This window comes from Inhella proteolytica (genome assembly GCF_016093275.1).
Taxonomy (GTDB): Bacteria; Pseudomonadota; Gammaproteobacteria; order Burkholderiales; family Burkholderiaceae_C; genus Inhella; species Inhella proteolytica.
In genome coordinates, this window is the sequence record NZ_JAEDAK010000007.1 from 221,598 (window position 1) to 241,014 (window position 19,417).

Below are 19,417 nucleotides of genomic sequence, written 5' to 3' on the forward strand. Positions count from 1 at the left end.
TTCATTTGGGTGCGGCCACCGTCACCAGGGCCGGACGCAGTACGCGGTCGGCAATCAGGTAGCCCTTTTGCAGCACAGCCACTATGGTGTTGGGTTCCTGCTGAACGTCGGCAGGCAGAGGCACCATGGAGATGGCCTGGTGCTGGTGCGGGTCGAACTTGGCAGCGGCGGGCGGGTTGATCTCGACCACCTTGTTGCGCTCCAGCGCCTGCACCAGTTGGCGGCGAGTGGCATGCGTGCCCTCCAGCAGCTGCTCATTGCTGGCGTTGGGCAGCCCGATGGCGGCCTCCAGGCTGTCCAGCACCGGCAGCATGGCCTCGGCAAAGCCCTCGACGGCGTACTTGCGCGCCTTGGAGCTCTCCTCTTCAGCTCGGCGGCGGATGTTCTCGGCCTCGGCCTTGGCGCGCAGATAGGCGTCGCTCATCTCGGCCAGCCGGGCCTTGAGGCTGTCAATCTCGGCCGCGGGGTCCTGCAGTGCGGCCTGCGGTTCCTGGTTCAGGTCCTGCTCGGGGGTCGGCATCTCGGGGTTCATGGTGTCGTCGCAAAAAAACGAAGGCCCACACTGAGAGGGCCGAACGGGGTTCTGGCGCACACCTGGGGCTGGCGGGCCGGAATTCAAGGGGGCAGATTTTCGCTCAGGGAAAGTCCGGGGCCAGGGCCGGCGCTACTCCCGATCGAGCTCCACGCTCCAGCGGTCCCAGTCCTGCAGCGCCCGGCGGTCCTTCTTGGTGGGGCGGCCTTGCTCGATGGCACTGGCGGGTTCGGGGCTGAGCCGGCGTCGCTCGGCCGCGGCGGCGGCGTCGCGCAGGCTTTGCTCGGTGTCGCGGTAGAGGGCCTGCGCCACCGGGGCGGGACCGCGGGTCATTGAAAGTCCCAGGATCTCCACCTCACGCCGCCAGCCGGGCTGGGTCAGGCCGATGCGATCGCCCGGTCGCACATCGCGCCCAGGCTTGGCCGCCTGGCCATTCACGTCCACGCGATTCTTTTCGACGGCCTCGACGGCCAGGGCGCGCGTCTTGAAGAAGCGCGCCGCCCAGAGCCATTTGTCCAGGCGCATGCTGGCGGGCGCGTCGGCCATCAGCGCGGCGCCCCCAGTGCCAGGGCGCGTTCGCGCTGCGCCGCCAGGGCGGCGGCATCAGGCAGTTCGCGGGTCGGCCAGCCTTGCAGATGCTGCTCGGCCAGGGTGCCCAGGGCGCGCATGCCGGCCTCGCTGCTGTTGAGGCAGGGGATGTAGCGCAGCTGCCCGCCCCCGGCGGCCTTGAAGGTCTCGGCGCCTTCCATGGCGATCTCCTCCAGCGTCTCCAGGCAATCGGCTGCAAAGCCGGGGCAGATCACATCCACCGCCTCGTGCTTGGCGCGGCCTAGTTCGGTGAGCACATGCTCGGTGCTGGGTCCCAGCCATTTGGCGCGGCCGAAGCGGCTCTGGAACGCCACCTGCCAGCTGCCTTTGGGCAGTTGCATGGCCTCGGCCAGCAGGCGCGCGGTCTTGTGGCAATGGCAGAAATAGGGGTCGCCCAGGTGCAAGGTGCGCTCGGGCATGCCGTGAAAGCTCATCACCAGCGGGGCATGCGGGCCGCCCTCACGCTGCCAATGCGCGCGTACCTGGGTTGCCAGGGCCTCGATGTAGGCAGGGTGGTCGTGGTACTGGTTGATGACGCGCAGCTCGGGCTGCCAGCGCTGCGCCTGCAGCCACTCGTTGACCTTGTCCATCACGCTGGCGCTGGTGGCGGCGCAGTACTGCGGGTAGGCATTGAAGACGAGGATGCGCTGGGCGCCCGCGGCGCGCAGGGCATCGAGCTGGCTGGCAATGCTGGGGTTGCCGTAGCGCATGGCCCAGCGCACCAGCACCTTGTGCTCGCGCTCGCCCAGCCAGCCCTGCAGCAGCTTGGCTTGGGCCTCGGTGTGGACCTTGAGCGGCGCGCCTTCCTTCATCCAGACGCTGGCGTACTTGGCCGCACTCTTGGCCGGCCGGGTGCGCAAGATGATGCCGTGCAGGATCAGCCACCAGACCGGCCGCGGGATCTCGACCACGCGGGGGTCGGAGAGAAATTCCGCCAGGTAGCGGCGCACGGCACCGGTCTCGGGCGCATCGGGGCTGCCTAGATTGCACAGCAGCAGGCCGACCGCCGGCGGGCGGCCATGGTCATGAGAAACGGACATCAGCGGAGGTGGGGCAGGGTATCGGCGAAGTGCAGCACTTCGAAGCGCACGACCGGGGCATCCAGCTCAGCGGGCGAACTGCCCAAACCGATCGAGCCCGAGCCATGCAGCGTGCAGGAGTTGCGGCGCAGCGGCAGCACTTCGCCACTGGTGCCAAAGCGCACATAGCTGCCGTTGAAGCTCAGGTCCGTCAGCGTGTAGCTGCCGGCGTGCCAGTCAATGCGTGCATGGGAGCGGCTGACGCGGGCATCGGTGATGCAGAAGGCCGCCTCGGTGCTGCGGCCCAGCACGATGGGCAACTGCTCGATGTCGAAAACCCGCTCGTTGTCCAGCCAGGTCAGGCGGATGCCATCGGGTGCGGGCGGCGAGAAGGCGGCGTCGCCAAACTGGGTGGCGGCCCCATCGGTATCGCGCACCGGAGCGTCCAGCACGTGGACATGCACAGGCTCGACCCGGCCGCGCACCTTGATGCCGTCCAGGCTGCGAAAGCGCGTGCGCTCCGCCGGGGCCAGCTCGGCATGGAATTCGGCGGTCACCAGGGTTTCGTTGTCGCCCGCATGGTCCAGCAGACGGGCGGCCACATTGACGGCGTCGCCAAAGCAATCGCCCGCCATGTCCACCACTTCACCAAAGGACATCGCCACCTGCAACCGCAGCGAGCGCAGCCCCGGCGAGGCTCCGCGCTGGCGCCCCTGCTCCACCAACTGGCCGAGCGCGTCGTGCATGGCGACGGCGGCACTCAGTGCATCGCTGGGGTACTCAAAGACGGCCATCAGGCCATCGCCCAGCGTCTTGACGACGCGTCCGCCGCAGGCTTCGATCGACTGGCGCATCAGCCCGATGGTGTGCGTCACCACCGAGGTGGCCTCGGCATTGCCCAGGTTCTCGAACAGCGCAGTGCTGCCGCGCAGATCTGCGAAGACGACAGCGCGTTGCCGGATCTGCGTCATCGAATCAAAGTTGGAAAGTCGGCTGAGGGACTTTCAGTGTAAAGCCGGTAATTCCGCACGCGCCTTGCGCGGGGGCATGAAAAAGGCCGGGCAGTGCCCGGCCTCTTGGTGAGCCATGCGCTGGACTTACAGGTTTTCCAAGTAAGTGCGCAGCTTGTCGCTGCGACTCGGGTGCTTGAGCTTGCGGATCGCCTTGGCCTCGATCTGGCGGATGCGTTCGCGCGTGACGTCGAACTGCTTGCCCACCTCTTCCAGCGTGTGATCGCTCTGCATCTCGATGCCGAAGCGCATGCGCAGCACCTTGGCTTCGCGCGGGGTCAGGCTGTCGAGGATGTCCTTGACGACATCGCGCAGGCCGGCCTGCATCGCGGCTTCCACCGGGGCCACGTTGTTCGTGTCCTCGATGAAATCGCCCAGGTGGCTGTCGTCGTCGTCACCGATCGGCGTTTCCATGGAGATCGGCTCTTTGGCGATCTTCATGATCTTGCGGATCTTGTCCTCGGGCATCTCCATCTTCTCGGCCAGCGTCGGGGCGTCGGGTTCGAAGCCGAACTCCTGCAGATGCTGGCGCGAGAGGCGGTTCATTTTGTTGATCGTCTCGATCATGTGAACCGGGATGCGGATGGTGCGGGCCTGGTCGGCGATCGAGCGCGTGATGGCCTGACGGATCCACCAGGTCGCGTAGGTCGAGAACTTGTAGCCGCGGCGGTATTCGAACTTGTCCACCGCCTTCATCAGGCCGATATTGCCTTCCTGGATCAGGTCCAGGAACTGCAGGCCGCGGTTCGTGTACTTCTTGGCGATCGAAATGACCAGGCGCAGGTTGGCCTCGATCATTTCCTTCTTGGCGTCGCGGCTGGCGCGCTCGCCGGCGTTCATGTGCTTGTTGATCTCCTTGAGGTCCTCCAGCGGCACGACCGCCTTGGACTGGATGTCGATCAACTTCTGCTGCAGTTCCTGGATGGCCGGCAGGTTGCGGCCGACCACGGCGGAGTAGGGCTTGCCAGCCTGCGACTCCTTCACCGCCCACTGCAGGTTCAGCACATTGGGCGGGAAGACCTTGATGAACTGCTCCTGCGGCATGCCGCACTTGTCCACCACGATGCGGCGGATCTCGCGCTCGAACTTGCGCACGTCATCCACCTGCGAGCGCAGGATGTCGCACAGGCGCTCGATGGTCTTGACCGTGAAGCGCAGCGTCATCATCTCAGCGCTGATGGCTTCCTGGGCCTTGTTGAAGGAGGGGCTCTTGTAGCCGTCCTTCTCGAAGGCCTTGCGCATCTTGTCGAAGTGGGTCGACAGGTTGTCGAACTTCACCAGCGCGGCGTTCTTCAGCTCTTCGAGCTTCTTGGTCAGGGCCTTGCTGCCGCCCTGGCCGTCGTCGTCGTCTTCCTCGTCGAATTCGTCGAAATCTTCTTCGGCCACATAGTCATCGGCCTCGTCGTCGGACACGAAGCCGTCGACGACGTCCGAGATCTGCATCTCACCAGCGCGGATCTTGTCGGCCAGCGACAGGATCTCGGCGATGGTGGTGGGCGAGGCCGAGATCGCCAGCATCATGGCCTGCAAGCCGCCTTCGATACGCTTGGCGATCTCGATTTCGCCTTCGCGGGTCAGCAGTTCCACCGAGCCCATTTCGCGCATGTACATGCGCACGGGGTCAGTCGTGCGGCCGAACTCGGAGTCCACCGTGGACAGTGCGGCTTCGGCGGCTTCTTCGGCTTCCTCTTCCGAGGCGGCGGCGGTGCTCTGGCCCTGGATCAGCAGCGTGGCGGCATCGGGTGCCTGCTCGTAGACCGCGATGCCCATGTCGTTGAGCATCGAGACGATGGCCTCGAGGATTTCCTCGTTGATCAGTTTCTCGGGCAGGTGGTCGTTGATCTCCTGATGCGTCAGGAAACCCCGCGTCTTGCCCATCTTGATCAGGGTCTTGAGTTCGTGGCGGCGCTTGGCCACTTCCTCTTCGGTCAGCTGGGTGTCGTCCAGGCCGAACTCGCGCATCAGCGCGCGCTCCTTGGCGCGACTGACCTTCATGCGCAGCGGCTTGGCCTTTTCTTCTTCGCTGGCCTCGGCAGCCTGGGGCTCGTCCACCGCTTCCGGTTCGCCTTCCAGTTCCGCCTCGATGTCGCCCAGGTCCTCGTCTTCCTCGGCCTCGACCTTCTTGGCCTTCGGCGTCTCGGTGGCGGCCTTGGGCTTGCGTCCGCGCTTGGGCTTGTCATCCTCCGCCACGGCAGCGGTCTTGGCTGCCTTGCCAGCTTTCTTCACCGTTTCTTCGGCAGCGGCCTTGGTCGCTTTCTTGGCTTCAGGGGCGGCGGCGGGCTTTTTGGCGGTCATGCAAGTCCTTTTGGGGCGGTGGCGCTATGGGCGTCAGCAAACCTTCTATTTTACCGTCGAAGTGGCGGTTTGCTCGTGAACCTGGCACATCAGCCGGGGCTCCTTCGGCCCCGATTCAAGCCTCGTTGGAGGGCTCGAATCAGCCTTTGGGCCTGAGCGCCACCGCCGAGCGCCCCAGGATGGCGCTCAGGTTCTCGTGATCGGTCAGGACGGCGGCCAGCAGCCGGTTCATTTCGCTGCGCTGCAGCTCCACGGCAGCCATTTCATCCAGGCGCTCCAGGTCCAGCGCCGGCAGGCTGGCGGGAAGCTCGGCCTGGTCGAGCGCCTCGACGAGCCGCAGCCGCAGCTCGGCCCAGGCCAGGGCGCCGTGGTCGATCACCTGGCGGTCCAGCCACGCGAAGACCTTGGCGTGCGGCGTGCCGCGCTGGACCAGTCGCGCATGGGCGTCGGCGCTGAGGGACTCCCACCAGGCCGAGTGCAAGAGCAGCAGGCGCAGCAACTGGTCCTCCGGGCTGGCGATCGGGAGCGGGCCGCTCGGCGCCTTGAGGCGGGCATTGCGAAACGGCTTCTTGGCGTAGGGGCCACTCGCCCCGCTGCGCTCCGCATAGGGCTCCTGACGCTCCTGGGGTGGGCTAGGGGCTCGGGCGCCGCCGTCTCCCTGCCACAGCGACTGCAGTTCCGCGTCGTCCAGCCGGGCGTGGCGCGCCAGTTCGCCCAGCATCTGGCGCTTCAGGAGGCCTTCGGGCAAATCGACCCACAAGGGTTTGGCCTGCGCGAGGTAGCGGGTGCGGCCCTCCGGGGTGTCCATGCGGCAACCTTCTGATGCCACCTCGACCAGAAAGCGCGACAGTGGCTGGGCATCGGCGATGCAGGCCTCGAAGGCAGCCATGCCGTGCTCGCGCACATAGGAGTCCGGATCGTGCTCGGTCGGCAGGAACAGGAAGCGCACCTGGCGGCGCTCACCCAGATGCGGCAGCGAGGCTGCCAGTGCACGCGCGGCGGCACGGCGGCCCGCGGCATCGCCGTCGAAGCTGAAAACGATGTCTTCGGTGAAGCGGAACAGCTTGCTGACATGCTCGCCGGTGCAGGCCGTACCCAGGGTCGCAACCGCCTGACCGATACCGAACTGCGCCAGCGCCACCACGTCCATATAGCCCTCGACCACCAGCGCATGGCCGGCGCGGCGAATGGCGGGCCGGGCCTCGTAAAGACCATATAGCTCTTGGCCTTTGACGAATACGGGGGTTTCGGGCGAGTTCAGGTATTTGGGTTCGCCTTGATCCAGCACCCGCCCGCCAAAACCAATGACGGCGCCGGCCACGTTCCGGATCGGAAACATGATGCGGTCGCGAAAGCGGTCATAGCGCCGCGGATTGCCGCTCTCGTCGAGCTTGTCTTCACTCGAAATTACCAGGCCGGCGGCTTCCAGTTGCGGGTCGGCGTAATCGGGAAAACAACGCGCCAATCCGCGCCATCCAGCCGGCGCATAGCCCAAGCCGAACTGGGCGGCAATCCGGCCACTCAGGCCCCGCTGTTTCAGATACTCGACCGCGCGTGCGCTGGTCTTCAGTTGTTGGCGGTAATGCTGCGCGGCCTGCGCCAGCAGTTCGCTGAGATCCTTCTGCCGCGCCTTCTGTTCGGCCTGCTGGGCGCGCTCCTCCACGCTGCGGCGGTCGTCGGGAACTTCCAGGCCGGCGCGTCGCGCCAAATCCTGGACCGCATCGACAAACCCGAGCCCCAAATGCTCGGTCAGGAATCGCAGGGCATCGCCATGGGCGCCGCAGCCAAAACAGTGGTAGGTCTGCCGGCTCGGGCTGACATGAAAACTCGGGGTTTTCTCGCCGTGAAAAGGGCAGAGTCCTTTGAGGCTGGCGCCGGACTTCTTCAGTTGCACATGGGCGCCCACCACGTCGACGATGTCGATGCGGCCCAGCAGCTGCTGAAGGAACTCGGGGGGGATCACGCCCGCAGTTTAGGGGCGCAGAAAAAGCAACACCCGGCCTGGCAAGCTGCCAGGCCGGGTGTCGAGTGGAATTGCGCGCTTTAGACGGCGAAGTCGCTGAGTTTGGCGCCGCCGGCAAGGGCAGCCTTGAGCCACTTGGGCTGCAGACCACGGCCGCTCCAGGTTTCCCCGGTGGCCTTGTTGCGGTATTTCGCGGCCACCTTGGACGGCGCCTTGGTGGCCGTGCGGCCGCTGCGCAGGCTGAGGTCAGCCGGGGTCAGCCCAAATTCGCTCATCAAGGCGCGCACCTTGGCGATGGCCTCGCCGCGCTCGCGGTCTTTGGTTTCAGCGATTTGCTGGTCGAGTGCGGCGCGTTGCGCCATCAGTTCTTGCAGGGTTGCCACGATGCCACCTCTTTCCGGTTCGAAACCAAGCGCTGCATCCCGTGCAGCTTTGGCGCATGATAACCAGAGAATGGCATCGGGCAATACCCGGTTAATTACTTGTACCCAACGCGATCCAGCATTTGTTGTACCGCGGCAATATTTCCGGCTACGCGGCTCAGGGGAATCGTCTCAGCCTTGAACTCCCCCATGCTCTTCAGCGCGGGGTTCTCGGTACGCAGGCCGGCCACCACGGGCCATTCATTGTTGCCTTCGGCGAAATACCGTTGCGCGGCATCGCTGGCGAGATATTCAAGGAAGCGTTGCGCCGCCTCGCGGTTCTTGCTGTGCCGTGCAATTGCGCCGCCGGCAATGTTCACATGTGCGCCCTGATCGCGCTGATTGGGCAGCACAAAACCGATCTGCTCGACGGCCGCCTGGTCCTCGGGCTTCTTGGAAAGCATCATGCGCGCCAAGTAGTAACTATTGCTCAGGCCAATTTGGCATTCGCCACTCGCGACGGCGCGAATCTGGTCGGTGTCGCCGCCCTTCGGGGCGCGGGCCATGTTGGCCACCACGCCCGCCAGCCATTTCTCCATCCCTTGGGCGCCCAGACGTTCGTAGAGCGAGCCAAACAGCGAGAGGTTGTAGGGGTGAGAGCCGGAGCGCGTGCAGACCTTGCCCTTGTGGCGCGGGTCGGCCAGATCCTCGTAGCGCAGCACCTGCTCGCGCGGCACGCTCAGCTTGTTGTAGACGATGACGCGGGCCCGGGTCGAGAAGCCCCACCAGGCACTGCCCTGGGGGCCTGCTGCGGCGTGGTATTGGGCCGGCACGCGCTGTTCCAGCGTGGCGGATTTGAACGGCAGGAACAGGCCCTCGCGTTCCGCCATGTCGAGGCGGGCAGCGTCCACCAGCAGTACCACATCGGCGGGGCTGGCGGCCCCTTCGGTCTTCAGCCGCGCCAGGATGCCGGCATCGTCCGCTTCGATGCGCTGGATGCGGATGCCGGTGGCCTTGGTGAAGTTGGCGTACAGGGCCTCGTCGGTTTGGTAATGGCGGGCCGAATACAGGTTCAGAACGGCGTCCTGCGCGCGCGCGGCGGGCAGGGCGAGGGTCAGGGCGGCGGCCAGCAGGCCGGCCAGACGGGCACGAAACATGAGCACTCCAGAGGCGTCGGCGGATTGCCGGATGCCCCGGAGTTTAGCGAATGAGAATGGTTCGTGTTTGCGTTGGCGCAAATTGCGCTGGCGCTCAGGCTGCCGGCGGAACTGAGGCTGGACGCAAACAGCCCGGTGGGCTGCTTGTGCCTGCCGAAGGACGGGGTCACCGGCCCCGGCGTAGCCCGCCGGCGCGTCGGCTCCGCCGCCGAAGAAGAACTGTTGCCGCTGTGCGTCCCAGTTTCTGGCCTGAGCTGCCGCTCAGGCCGCCGGCGGTACGAAGCCCGCCGGCGCGTCGGCTCCGCCGCCGAAGAAGAACTGTTCCATTTGGCGGGCCAGGTATTGGCGGGCGCGCTGGTCGGCCAGGTTCAGCCGGTTCTCATTGACCAGCATGGTCTGGTGCTTGATCCAGGCGGCCCAGGCTTCCTTGCTGACTTCGTTCCAGATGCGCTGGCCCAGTGGGGTGTGGGCGGGGTAGGGCGGGAAGTCCAGGCCTTCGGCCTCTTTCTTCAGGTAAACGCATTGAACGGTGCGGGCCATGGCGGCAACTCCGGGGAACGTGAAATCGGGGCGGGACTGTAGCGGCGTCGCTCAGCCCAGTTGTTTGACAAGGACTTGCGAGCGCCGGTCCCAGTTGTACTTGCGCTTGCGTTCCTCGGGCAGCCAGTCCGGGTCCACCTGCACGAAGCCGCGTTTGATGAACCAGTGCATGGTGCGCGTGGTCAGCACGAAGATGGATTTCAGGCCCTGGGCCTTGGCGCGCTGCTCGATGCGCTTGAGCAGGCGCTCGCCGTCACCCTGGGATTGGGACTGCGGGCTCACTGTTAGCGCGGCCATCTCGGCGGTGCCGGCTTCCACATAGGGGTAAAGCGCTGCGCAGCCGAAGATGACGCCATCGTGCTCGATCACGGTGTAAAGCTCGACATCGCGCTCAATCTCCGTGCGATCCCGCTTGACCAGCACGCCTTCGCGCTCGAAGGGTTCGATCAGGGCAATGATGGAGGACACATCGTCGCTGCTGGCCTCGCGCAGGCTTTCCAGCTTTTCGTCCACCACCATGGTGCCGATGCCGTCGTGCGTGTAGACCTCCTGCAGCAGGGCCCCGTCCACCGCGAAAGGCAGGATGTGCGAGCGGTCCACGCCGGCGCGGCAGGCCTTGACGCAATGGCGCAGGTAGAAGCCGGGGTCGGTGGGTTGCTCGGGTTCGGGCCAGCGCGCCAGCAGGCGTTCGGCTTCGGCCACGGCCAATTCGGTGTCGATGGCGCTGCTGGGGTCGTCCGGCACCTCGTGCACGCCGGGCGTCTCGGTCATGAAGATCAGCTTGTCGGCCTGCAGCGCGATGGCGGTGGCGGTGGCCACGTCCTCCATCGTCAGATTGAAGGCCTCGCCGGTGGGCGAGAAACCGAAGGGCGAGAGCAGCACGATGGCGCCGGAATCGAGCGCGCGCTGGATGGCCACGCCATCGGCCCGGCGCACATAGCCGCTGTGCTCGTGGTCGATGCCATCGATGATGCCGATCGGCTTGGCGGTCAGGAAGTTGCCGCTGACCACGCGCAGCGTGGCGTTGGCCATCGGTGTGTTGGGCAGGCCCTGGCTGAAGGCGGCCTCGATCTCGAAGCGCAGCTGTCCGGCGGCCTCCTGGGCGCAGTCGAGTGCCACGGCATCGGTGATGCGCTGGCCGCGGTGGTGGCGGGCCGGGTGGTTCTTCAGGCGCAGCTGCTCGTCCACCTGGGGGCGGAAGCCATGCACCAGCACGATGCGGATGCCCATCGCATGCATCAGCGCCAGATCCTGGGCGAAGACCGAGAGCTTGCCGGCGGCAATCAGCTCGCCGGCCATGCCGACCACGAAGGTCTCGCCGCGGTAGGCGTGGATGTAAGGCGCCACGGCACGGAACCAGGGCACGAAGGTGTGCGGAAAAACGAGGCTCATGGGCCGGGCCGATCAGGGAAATTCTGGGGAGCCCAAGATTGTGCGGCAGCGGCTTGCCATGACGAATGGTGGTGGCGCGCGCAGGAGCGAACTGCGAGCATGGCCGCCCATTCCCAACCCCGGAGGAGCGTGCGATGAAGGAGTTCACGGACATCTATGCGACCCCTGGTGCCTTCAGCTGGAGCGAGCTGAGCACCACGGACCCCAAGGCCGCAACCGAGTTCTACGGCGGCCTGTTCGGCTGGCGTTTCGAGACCATGGACATGGGCACCGGCCCCTACCACCTCGTCAAAGTGGGCGATACCAGCGTGGCCGGCGTGATGGCCATGCCGCCCGACGCGCCGCCCGGCATGCCGCCTTGCTGGGGTGTCTACATCACCGTAGCCGATTGCGATGCCACCGTGAGCAAGGCCAAAGGCCTGGGCGCGAACTGCCTGGCCGGCCCCTTTGATGTGCCGACCGTGGGCCGCATGGCAGTGCTGCAGGACCCGCAGGGCGCGGTGTTCCAGGTAATTGCCTACTGCCCCAAGAGTTAGATCCGGCACGCGGGACAATGCGCCCGCAATGAATCAAGAACAAACCCGCAGCCGGCCTGCTCCCAGGCCGGCTGCGCCGCTTCCGCCGATCACTTTCCCGGAGTCCCTGCCCGTCAGCGCGCGTCGTGACGAGATCGCCGCTGCGCTCAAGGCCCACCAGGTGGTCATCGTCTGCGGCGAGACCGGCTCGGGCAAGACCACCCAGCTGCCCAAGATCGCGCTGGCCCTGGGCCGCGGCACGGGCAATGGCGGGCGCCTGATCGGCCACACCCAGCCACGCCGCCTGGCCGCCACCAGCGTGGCCAAGCGCATTGCGGAAGAGCTGAACTCGCCCCTGGGCGAGGTGGTGGGCTACAAGATCCGCTTCAACGACCGGCTCACCCCCGGCGCCTCGGTCAAGCTGATGACGGACGGCATCCTGCTGGCCGAGACCCAGACCGACCCGCTGCTCAAGCGCTACGACACGCTGATCATTGACGAGGCCCATGAGCGCAGCCTCAACATCGATTTCCTGCTCGGCTACCTGAAGAACATCCTGCCGCGCCGGCCGGATCTGAAGCTGGTCGTCACCTCGGCCACCATCGACGCCGAGCGCTTCGCCAATCACTTCGCCTCCCGCAAGGGGCCGGCGCCGGTGATCCAGGTCAGCGGCCGCCTCTTTCCGGTGGAGCAACGCTGGCGCCCCTTCGAGGAAAAGAAGGACTACGGCCTGGCCGACGCGATCCGCGACGCCGTGGACGAGCTCTGGCGCAGCGGCCCGGGCGATTGCCTGGTCTTTCTGCCCGGCGAGCGCGAGATCCGCGAGGTGGCCGAGGCCCTGCGCGCCCACCACCCGCCCGGGGTGGACGTGCTGCCCTTGTTCGCGCGCCTCTCCCCGCAGGACCAGGACAAGATCTTCCAGCCGCACGGCGCGCCGCGCATCGTGCTGGCCACCAATGTGGCCGAGACCTCGCTGACGGTGCCGGGCATTCGCTTCGTCATCGATGCGGGCACCGCGCGGGTCAAGCGCTACAGCTATCGCAACAAGGTCGAGCAGCTGCAGATCGAGCCCATCAGCCAGGCCGCGGCGAACCAGCGCGCCGGCCGTTGCGGCCGTGTCAGCAACGGCATCTGCGTGCGCCTGTACGACGAACAGGACTTCGCCCAGCGCCCGCGCTTCACCGACCCTGAGATCCTGCGCAGCTCGCTGGCCGGCGTGATCCTGCGCATGAAGTCGCTCGGCCTGGGCGCGGTGGAAGATTTCCCCTTCCTGGAAGCCCCGCCCGGCAAGGCGATTGCCGACGGCTACCAGCTGCTGGCCGAGCTGGGCGCGGTGGACGAAGCCAACGAGCTCACCGAGATCGGCAAGCAACTCGCCAAGCTGCCGCTGGACCCGCGCGTGGGCCGCATGCTGCTGGCCGCGCGCGACCAGCAAGCCCTGAGCGAGATGCTGGTGATTGCGTCCAGCCTCAGCAGCCAGGACGTGCGCGACCGCCCGCCCGAGCAGCAGCAACAGGCCGATGCCAAGCACAAGCCCTTCGACGACGAGAGAAGCGAGTTCAGCGGCCTGCTCAAGCTCTGGAAATGGCTGGAGACCGCGCGGGGCGGGGAGGGCGAGCACAAGCTTTCGCATCGGAAATACGAGGCGAAGCTGCGCGAGCACTTCATCAACCCCCGCAAGGTGCGCGAATGGCGCGACATCCACCAGCAGCTGCACGGCGTGGTGGCCGAGCAGGGCTGGCGCCTGAACGAGAGCGAGGCCACGTACGAGCAGCTGCACCGCGCGCTGCTGGCCGGCCTGCTGGGCAACATCGGCCTCAAGAGCGAGACCGAGGACACGAATGCCTACAACGGTGCGCGCGGCATCAAGTTCTGGCCTTGGCCGGGCGCGCACCTTTCCAAGAAGCCGGGCCGCTGGGTGCTGGCGGCGGAGCTGGTCGAGACCTCGCGCCTGTGGGGCCGGGGGCTGGCGAACATCGACCCGGCCTGGGTGTTGGCGCAATGCGGGCATCTGCTCAAGACCCACCAGGCCGAGCCGCATTGGGAAAAGAAGGCCGGCGAGGTGGTGGCGCTGGAGCGCGGCACGCTCTATGGCCTGACGCTGTACCAGGGCAAGCGCGTGAACTTCGGCCGCATCGACCCGGTGAAGGCGCGCGAGATCTTCATCCGCGAGGCCCTGGTGGGCGGCGAGATCGAATCCAACCTGCCCTTCCTGGCCCACAACGCCAAGCGCATTGCCGAGGTCGAGAAGATCGAGCACAAGAGCCGGCGCCAGGACGTGCTGGTGGACGACGAGCTGATCCAGCTCTTCTACGACGCCCACATTCCGGCTGAGGTGTGCTCGACCGCCAGTCTTGAGCGCTGGTACCGCCAGGCCAGCAAGGCTGAGCCCAAGCTGCTGCACTTCAGCCGCGAGGAGCTGATGCGCCACGAGGCCGCCGGCGTCACCAGCCAGGCCTTCCCGAAGATGCTGCGCCTGGGTGGCGTGGACTGCCGCTGCGACTACCTGCACGAACCCGGTGACGCGCGCGACGGCCTCACCGTCACCGTGCCGGTGTTCGCGCTGAACCCGGTGAGCGAGGCGGCCTGCGAATGGCTGGTGCCGGGGCTGCTGGAGGCCAAGATCACGGCCCTCATCAAGGCCCTGCCGCAAAAGCCGCGCGCCCGCCTGGCGCCGGTGCCGGCCTTCGTGGCCGAGTTCGTTGCCGCCACGCCCTTCGGCGAGGGCTCGCTGATCGAAGTGCTGCTCGCCGCCGTCAAGACCAAGACCGGCCTGCCGCTGACCCGCGCCGACTTCAAGCTCGAACTGCTCAGCCCGCACCTGTTCATGAACCTGCGCATCGTGGACGAGCATGGGCGCCAGCTCGGCATGGGGCGCAACCTGGCGGCGCTGAAGGCCGAGTTCGGCGGCCTGGCGCGCTCCAGCTTCCAGGCCCTGGCGGCACTCAAGCTGGCACCGGCCGCTGCGCCGGCTGCCGAAGCACCGAAGACCAAGCCCGGCGCTGCCGCCCCCGCCGCACCGGCCGTGGAAGCCGCCCAGCGCCACACCGACTGGAGCTTCGGCGAGCTGCCCGAGCTGCTGGAGATCCGCAAGGGCGGCCAGAGCCTGATCGGCTTCCCGGCCCTGATCGACAAGGGCGGCCATGTCGAGATCGAGGTGTTCGACGAACCCGAGGCTGCGCAAGCCCTGCACCGCGCCGGCCTGCTGCGCCTGTTCGCCCTGCAGCTCAAGGAGCCGCTCAAGGGTCTGGAAAAGAACCTCGGCCCCGACCTGCAGCGCCTGGGTGTGGCCTTCATGGCCCTGGGCACGGTGGAGGAGCTGCGTGCCCAGGTGCTGAACCTGGCGCTGGAGCGCGCTTTCCTGGCCGAGCCCCTGCCCACCACGGCCGAGGCTTTCCAGGCCCGGCTGGCCGAAGGGCGCCCGCGCCTGGTGCTGATCGCCCAGGAGGTGCTGCGCCTGGCGGGCACCGTGCTGGCCGAGTTCCAGGCCACTCAGCGCAAGCTCAAGGACGCCCGCGCCCCCAAGGAGGTGGCGGACGACATCCAGGCCCAAATGGAGCGCCTGGTGCCCAAGCAATTCCTGCCGCGCACGCCCTGGGGCCAGCTGCAGCATTTCCCGCGCTACCTCAAGGCCGTGCAGGTGCGGCTGGAAAAGCTGCGCGCTGACCCCGAGCGCGATGCCCGGCTGTTGTCCGAGCTGCGTCCGCTGGAACAGCGCTGGCAGCGCCGTGTGGCCGAGCGCCGCGGCAGCCCGGACGCGCGCCTGGACGAGTTCCGCTGGCAGTTGGAGGAGCTGCGGGTGAGCCTCTTTGCCCAGGAGCTGCGCACGCCCCAGCCGGTATCGGTCAAGCGCCTGGAAAAGGTCTGGCAGCAGATGCAGGCGTGATCGGCGTCGCGTCTTCGCCCTTCCTTGGCGCTTCTTCGGGGGTTTGACCCCGCGCGCAGCAGGTTTAATCGCTCCCAATGGTTTCCACGAATCCTCCCGCCCCGTCGCCCGCACCCCTGCGGCTGGGGCCTTTTGAGCTCAAGGCGCTGCTTGGAAAGAGCGAGCGCAGCATGCTCTGGCAGGTGCTGGACACCCGCAACCGCCAGGAACTGCTGGTGGCATTGCCGCGCGTCAAGCCGGCCGACCCGCAGCAATGGCTGCAAAACGCCCGCCAGGCCGCCAAGGTCGAGCACCCGGGCTTGGCCGCGCCGGCCGAGATCGGTTACGCCGACCCCTGGCCCTACATCGCCTACCCGCGCAGCCTGGGCCTGACGGTGGCCGAGCGCCTGACGCGCCACAAGCAGCCCGCGCCGGTGGAAGTGGCGCGCTGGCTGGAGCGCGCGCTCGATGGCCTGGCCATGGCGCATGACGCCGGGCTCTCGCATGGTGATCCGCAGCCCTTCATGTTGCTGCTGGCCGAGGACGGCCAGGCCTGCCTGCTCGGCATCGGCCTCTTGGGCGCGGGCTGGCAGAGCAGCCCCGAGGCGCGCCAGCGCCGCCAGGCCGAGGCGCTGGAAGACGTGCTCTGCATGGGCCTGTTGACCAACCGCCTGCTGGGCGGGCGCGCCCCGCTGGAGTGCACCGACACCCGCGAGGTGCTGATGCGCCTGCCCCCGCATGGGCGCGAGTTCGTGCGCCTGGGCTGGGAGCAGACCCACCCGGTGGACGAAGCCCTGCGCACCATCGTCAACCGCAGCACCGCCACCCAGCCCTCGCAGCGCTACTTGCAAGCTCGGGCCTTCGCGCGCGCCCTGGAAGGCTGGCGCGAGCGCGTGCAGAACCCCGAAGGCGGCATGGTGGCGCAGCTGCTGGATCGTCTGAAGCGCTTCGGCGGTCTGCCCGTCACCCGGCCCGAAGCCGTGCGCCAGGTGCTGGCCGGCGGCCTGGAGCAACGCCATGCCGACGAGCTGGCCGGCCTGGTGCTGCAAGACCTGGCACTGACCTTGGAGCTGCTGCGCCGGGTCAACCTCGCGCAGCGGCGCGAGGGCGGCGCCGGCCAACCGGCGGTGCTGAACATGGCGCGTGCCATCAGCCTGCTGGGCCTGGAGGAAGTGGCCACGGCGGCGCAATCGCTGCGGCCCTGGCCGGGCCTGCTGGCGCCCGAGCGCGTGGTGAACCTGCGCCTGGCCCTGGCGCGCGCCCACCAGGCCGCCGAGGTGGCGCGCCGCCTGGCCCCGGCCGGCTACGACCCCGAGGTGCTGCGCTTGGTCGCGATGGCGCAGAACCTGGGGCGCCTACTGGCCCAGTACCACCTGCCCAGCGAGTGTGAACAGATCGAGCGGCTGCAGGTGCCGCCTGAGCCCACCGAGGAACATCCCAACCCGCAGCCCATGAGCGAGCGCGCCGCCGCCTTCGCCGTGCTGGGCTGCGAGCTGGACGACCTGGGGCTGGCCGCCTTGCGTCACTGGGGCCTGGGTGATGAACTGCAGGCCATGGCGCGTCGTCCGGAGCCCGATCAACCCATCCACCATGCGCATGGCGACATCGAACAGCTGCGCCTGAGCTGTGCGATGGCCAACGAGCTGGTGGACTGCCTGGTGCAGCGCGAGCCGCGCAAGCGTCGCCAGGCCATCGAAGCCGTGACACGGCGCTATGCCCGGGCCCTCGGCCTGGGCCTGGACGACGTGCAGCGCGCGCTCTTTCCTGAATCCGCACAGGCTGCCGTGCAGCACACCTTGGCATGAGATCCCTGGGCCGCTTCAAGCTCATCCGCAAGCTCGGCGGCGGCGCGCAGGCCGTCGTCTGGCTGGCACACGACCCGCGCCTGGACCGCGAGGTGGCGCTCAAGGTGCTGAACACCGAGGCCACCACGCCGGACGCGGTGGACGAATGGCTGCACGAGGGCCGGGCGGTGAGCCGGCTCAACCATGTCGGCATCGTGCCCGTCTACGAGGCCGATCGCTTCGACGGCCAAGCCGCGCTGGTGTTCGAGCTGGTGCGGGGCGGCACCCTCAGCCGCGTGCTGGGCGAGGGCCCGCAGCCGCCGCGCAAGGCGGTGGAGACCATGGTGCAGGTGCTGGACGCGCTGGCCTTCGCCCATGCCGCCGGCATCGTGCACCGCGACCTCAAGCCCGGCAATGTGCTGATCGACGCCCAGGGCCGGCCGCGCGTCACCGATTTCGGCATCGCCGCCCGCGTCACCGACCAGAGCGCCGCCCAGGTGGTGGGCACGCCGGGCTACATCTCGCCCGAGGCTGCGCGTGGCGAGGCGCCGCAGCCGCGCATGGACGTGTTTGCCGCCGCCATCATGCTGGCCGAACTGATGAGCGGCCGCCGCCTGGTGGGCGAGGCCGATGTGGCGCGCAGCCTGCACCGCACCCAGCACGATGACCTGGAGATGCCGCACATCGACAACCCGGACGCCGACGACGCGCTGCGCGCCATCGTGCAGCGCGGGCTGGCGCGCGACCCGGTGCGGCGCTGGGAAAGTGCTTCGGCGATGCGCGACGCGCTGATGGCCTGGCTGCACGGTCCGGCCGACGCACCGGCTGAAGGTGGCGATGGCCCGGCCGGCGCCGCCGCGCTGGAGTTCCTGCTGCGCCGCATGCGCGCCAAGGCCGATTTCCCGGGCCTGACCGCCTCGATCGAGCGCATCCAGCGCCTCACGCATTCCGATAACGAGAGCCTCGCCGGCCTGGCCAACGAGATCCTCAAGGACGTGGCGCTGACCAAGAAGCTGCTGCGCCTGGTCAACACCGCGCAGTTCCGCCATGCCGGCGGCGGCAGCATCAGCACGGTGTCGCGGGCCGTCGCCCTGGTGGGCTTTGGCGGCGTGCGCAATCTGGCGCTCAGCCTGGTGCTGCTGGAGCGCATGCAGGACCGTGCCCACGCCGCCCAGCTCAAGACCGAGTTCCTGCGCAGCCTGATGGCCGGCAGCCTGGCGCGCGAGCTCAGCGGCGCCAGCCGCGAGGGCGAGGAGATGTTCCTCGGCGCGCTGTTCCAGAACCTCGGCCGCCTGCTGACCGAGTTCTACTTTGCCGAGGAAGCCTCCCAGGTGCGCCGCCTGGTGCGCGAGGCCCAGGGCACGCAGGCGCCGATCAGCGAGGCCACCGCCAGCGCGCGCGTGCTGGGCATCAGCTATGAGGAACTGGGCATTGCCGTGGCCAAGCGCTGGGGCCTGCCCGATGGCCTGACGGCCATGATGCGCCGCCCGGTGGGCGACCCGCCGGACCGCCCGCCCGAGCAAGCCATCGAGCGCCAGCGCTGGCTGGCGCGCGCCGCCAACGAGGCCGCCGACGTCATCCTGCACAGCGAGCCCGACCAGGCCAAGCTGCGCCTCAAGCAGCTGGGCGAGCGCCACTCGCGTGCGCTGCGCGTGCCGGCGGACACCTTTGCCGGCGCCTGCGGCCAGGCTCAGCAAAAGCTCGCCGACCTGGCCGACGCGATGGAACTGCGCATCGACCGCAATTCGCCCGCCCAGCGGCTGATCAGCGTCACCCCCGAGCCCAACTCAGACGCCGAGTTGGCCACCGTGGTCATGCAGGCCACCGTGGTGACGGACATCCAGGCCCAGCCGCGCGAGCAGGCCTCGCAGCAGCTCGCCGCCGGCATCCAGGACATCACCGACGCCATGGTGCAGTCCAACGACGTCGGCGCGGTGCTGCGCATGATCCTGGAAACCATGTTCCGGGCGCTCAGCCTCAAGCGCGTGCTGTTCGCCATGCGCGACGCCCGCACCGAGCAGCTGATCGGCCGCTTCGGCCTGGGCGAGGGCGTCGAAACCCTGGCGCCGCAGTTCAAGGTGCCGCTGAAGCCGGCCGCCGGCCAGGCGCCGGACTTGTTCTGCGCGGTCTGCCTCAAGGCCGTGGACACCCTGATCAGCGACGCCACCCAGCCCAACATCGCCCAGCGCCTGCCGCCCTGGTGGCGCGACAAGTTCAAGGCCGGCAGCTTCCTCGTGCTGCCCTTGGCACTCAAGGGCGCGCCCTTCGGGCTGATCTATGCCGATCGCGAGCAGCCCGGCGCGATTCAGCTCGACGAGAAGGAGCTGTCGCTGCTGCGCACGCTGCGCAACCAGGCGGTGATGGCGTTTCGGCAGAGCAGCGGCTGAGCCGCAAT

At 67.9% G+C, this 19,417-nt stretch carries 14 protein-coding genes; 4 read left to right on the forward strand and 10 right to left on the reverse strand.

Translation table 11 applies throughout. From position 1 onward, the window contains the following. Nucleotide 1: 1 nt before the first annotated feature. The 10 genes from grpE to argA form a co-directional block, all read right to left on the reverse strand. On the reverse strand, nt 2-532 hold the full coding sequence (gene grpE, locus I7X39_RS12250; RefSeq protein WP_198111438.1) for a nucleotide exchange factor GrpE: 531 nt from the start codon (nt 530-532) through the stop codon (nt 2-4). A 132-nt stretch (nt 533-664) separates the two neighbouring features. Further along, nucleotides 665-1,078 carry an Hsp15 family ribosome-associated heat shock protein gene (locus I7X39_RS12255; protein ID WP_198111439.1) on the reverse strand — a complete coding sequence of 138 codons (414 nt, stop codon included), beginning with the start codon at nt 1,076-1,078 and terminating at the stop codon, nt 665-667. Next, nucleotides 1,078-2,160 (reverse strand): ferrochelatase, encoded by a 1,083-nt coding sequence (gene hemH / locus I7X39_RS12260; RefSeq protein ID WP_198111440.1) that lies wholly within the window; start codon nt 2,158-2,160, stop codon nt 1,078-1,080. The genes I7X39_RS12255 and hemH overlap by 1 nt, the downstream gene beginning before the upstream one ends. Beyond that, the gene (locus I7X39_RS12265) at nt 2,160-3,110 is read right to left on the reverse strand and encodes an adenylate/guanylate cyclase domain-containing protein (protein WP_198111441.1); all 951 of its coding nucleotides are present in this window, start codon (nt 3,108-3,110) and stop codon (nt 2,160-2,162) included. Before I7X39_RS12265 ends, hemH begins: the two co-directional genes overlap by 1 nt. A gap of 126 nt (nt 3,111-3,236) precedes the next feature. Continuing rightward, the gene (rpoD, locus tag I7X39_RS12270) at nt 3,237-5,444 is read right to left on the reverse strand and encodes an RNA polymerase sigma factor RpoD (RefSeq protein ID WP_198111442.1); all 2,208 of its coding nucleotides are present in this window, start codon (nt 5,442-5,444) and stop codon (nt 3,237-3,239) included. Nucleotides 5,445-5,583: 139 nt separating this feature from the next. Next, complete coding sequence (dnaG, locus tag I7X39_RS12275) at nt 5,584-7,407, reverse strand: DNA primase (RefSeq protein WP_198111443.1); 1,824 nt, start codon at nt 7,405-7,407, stop codon at nt 5,584-5,586. Nucleotides 7,408-7,487: 80 nt separating this feature from the next. Then, nucleotides 7,488-7,874, reverse strand: coding sequence for an H-NS histone family protein (locus I7X39_RS12280; protein ID WP_310739914.1), 387 nt, complete (start codon nt 7,872-7,874; stop codon nt 7,488-7,490). Nucleotides 7,875-7,885: 11 nt separating this feature from the next. Then, nucleotides 7,886-8,926: an extracellular solute-binding protein gene (locus I7X39_RS12285; RefSeq protein ID WP_198111476.1), complete on the reverse strand. Its 1,041-nt coding sequence runs from the start codon at nt 8,924-8,926 to the stop codon at nt 7,886-7,888. Between the two features lie 261 nt (nt 8,927-9,187). After that, on the reverse strand, nt 9,188-9,466 hold the full coding sequence (locus tag I7X39_RS12290; protein WP_198111444.1) for an oxidative damage protection protein: 279 nt from the start codon (nt 9,464-9,466) through the stop codon (nt 9,188-9,190). Nucleotides 9,467-9,517: 51 nt separating this feature from the next. After that, nucleotides 9,518-10,858, reverse strand: coding sequence for an amino-acid N-acetyltransferase (gene argA / locus I7X39_RS12295; protein WP_198111445.1), 1,341 nt, complete (start codon nt 10,856-10,858; stop codon nt 9,518-9,520). Nucleotides 10,859-10,992: 134 nt separating this feature from the next. On the opposite strand from argA, the gene I7X39_RS12300 reads away from it, so the two are divergent. The 4 genes from I7X39_RS12300 to I7X39_RS12315 all read left to right on the forward strand — a co-directional run bounded on the left by I7X39_RS12300 (nt 10,993) and on the right by I7X39_RS12315 (nt 19,409). Then, nucleotides 10,993-11,394 carry a VOC family protein gene (locus I7X39_RS12300; RefSeq protein ID WP_198111446.1) on the forward strand — a complete coding sequence of 134 codons (402 nt, stop codon included), beginning with the start codon at nt 10,993-10,995 and terminating at the stop codon, nt 11,392-11,394. Nucleotides 11,395-11,422: 28 nt separating this feature from the next. Then, complete coding sequence (hrpA, locus tag I7X39_RS12305) at nt 11,423-15,259, forward strand: ATP-dependent RNA helicase HrpA (protein WP_198111447.1); 3,837 nt, start codon at nt 11,423-11,425, stop codon at nt 15,257-15,259. 170 nt (nt 15,260-15,429) lie between these two features. Continuing rightward, complete coding sequence (locus tag I7X39_RS12310; RefSeq protein ID WP_198111448.1) at nt 15,430-17,043, forward strand: HDOD domain-containing protein; 1,614 nt, start codon at nt 15,430-15,432, stop codon at nt 17,041-17,043. Beyond that, on the forward strand, nt 17,040-19,409 hold the full coding sequence (locus I7X39_RS12315; RefSeq protein WP_198111449.1) for a serine/threonine protein kinase: 2,370 nt from the start codon (nt 17,040-17,042) through the stop codon (nt 19,407-19,409). The genes I7X39_RS12310 and I7X39_RS12315 overlap by 4 nt, the downstream gene beginning before the upstream one ends. Nucleotides 19,410-19,417 lie beyond the last annotated feature (8 nt).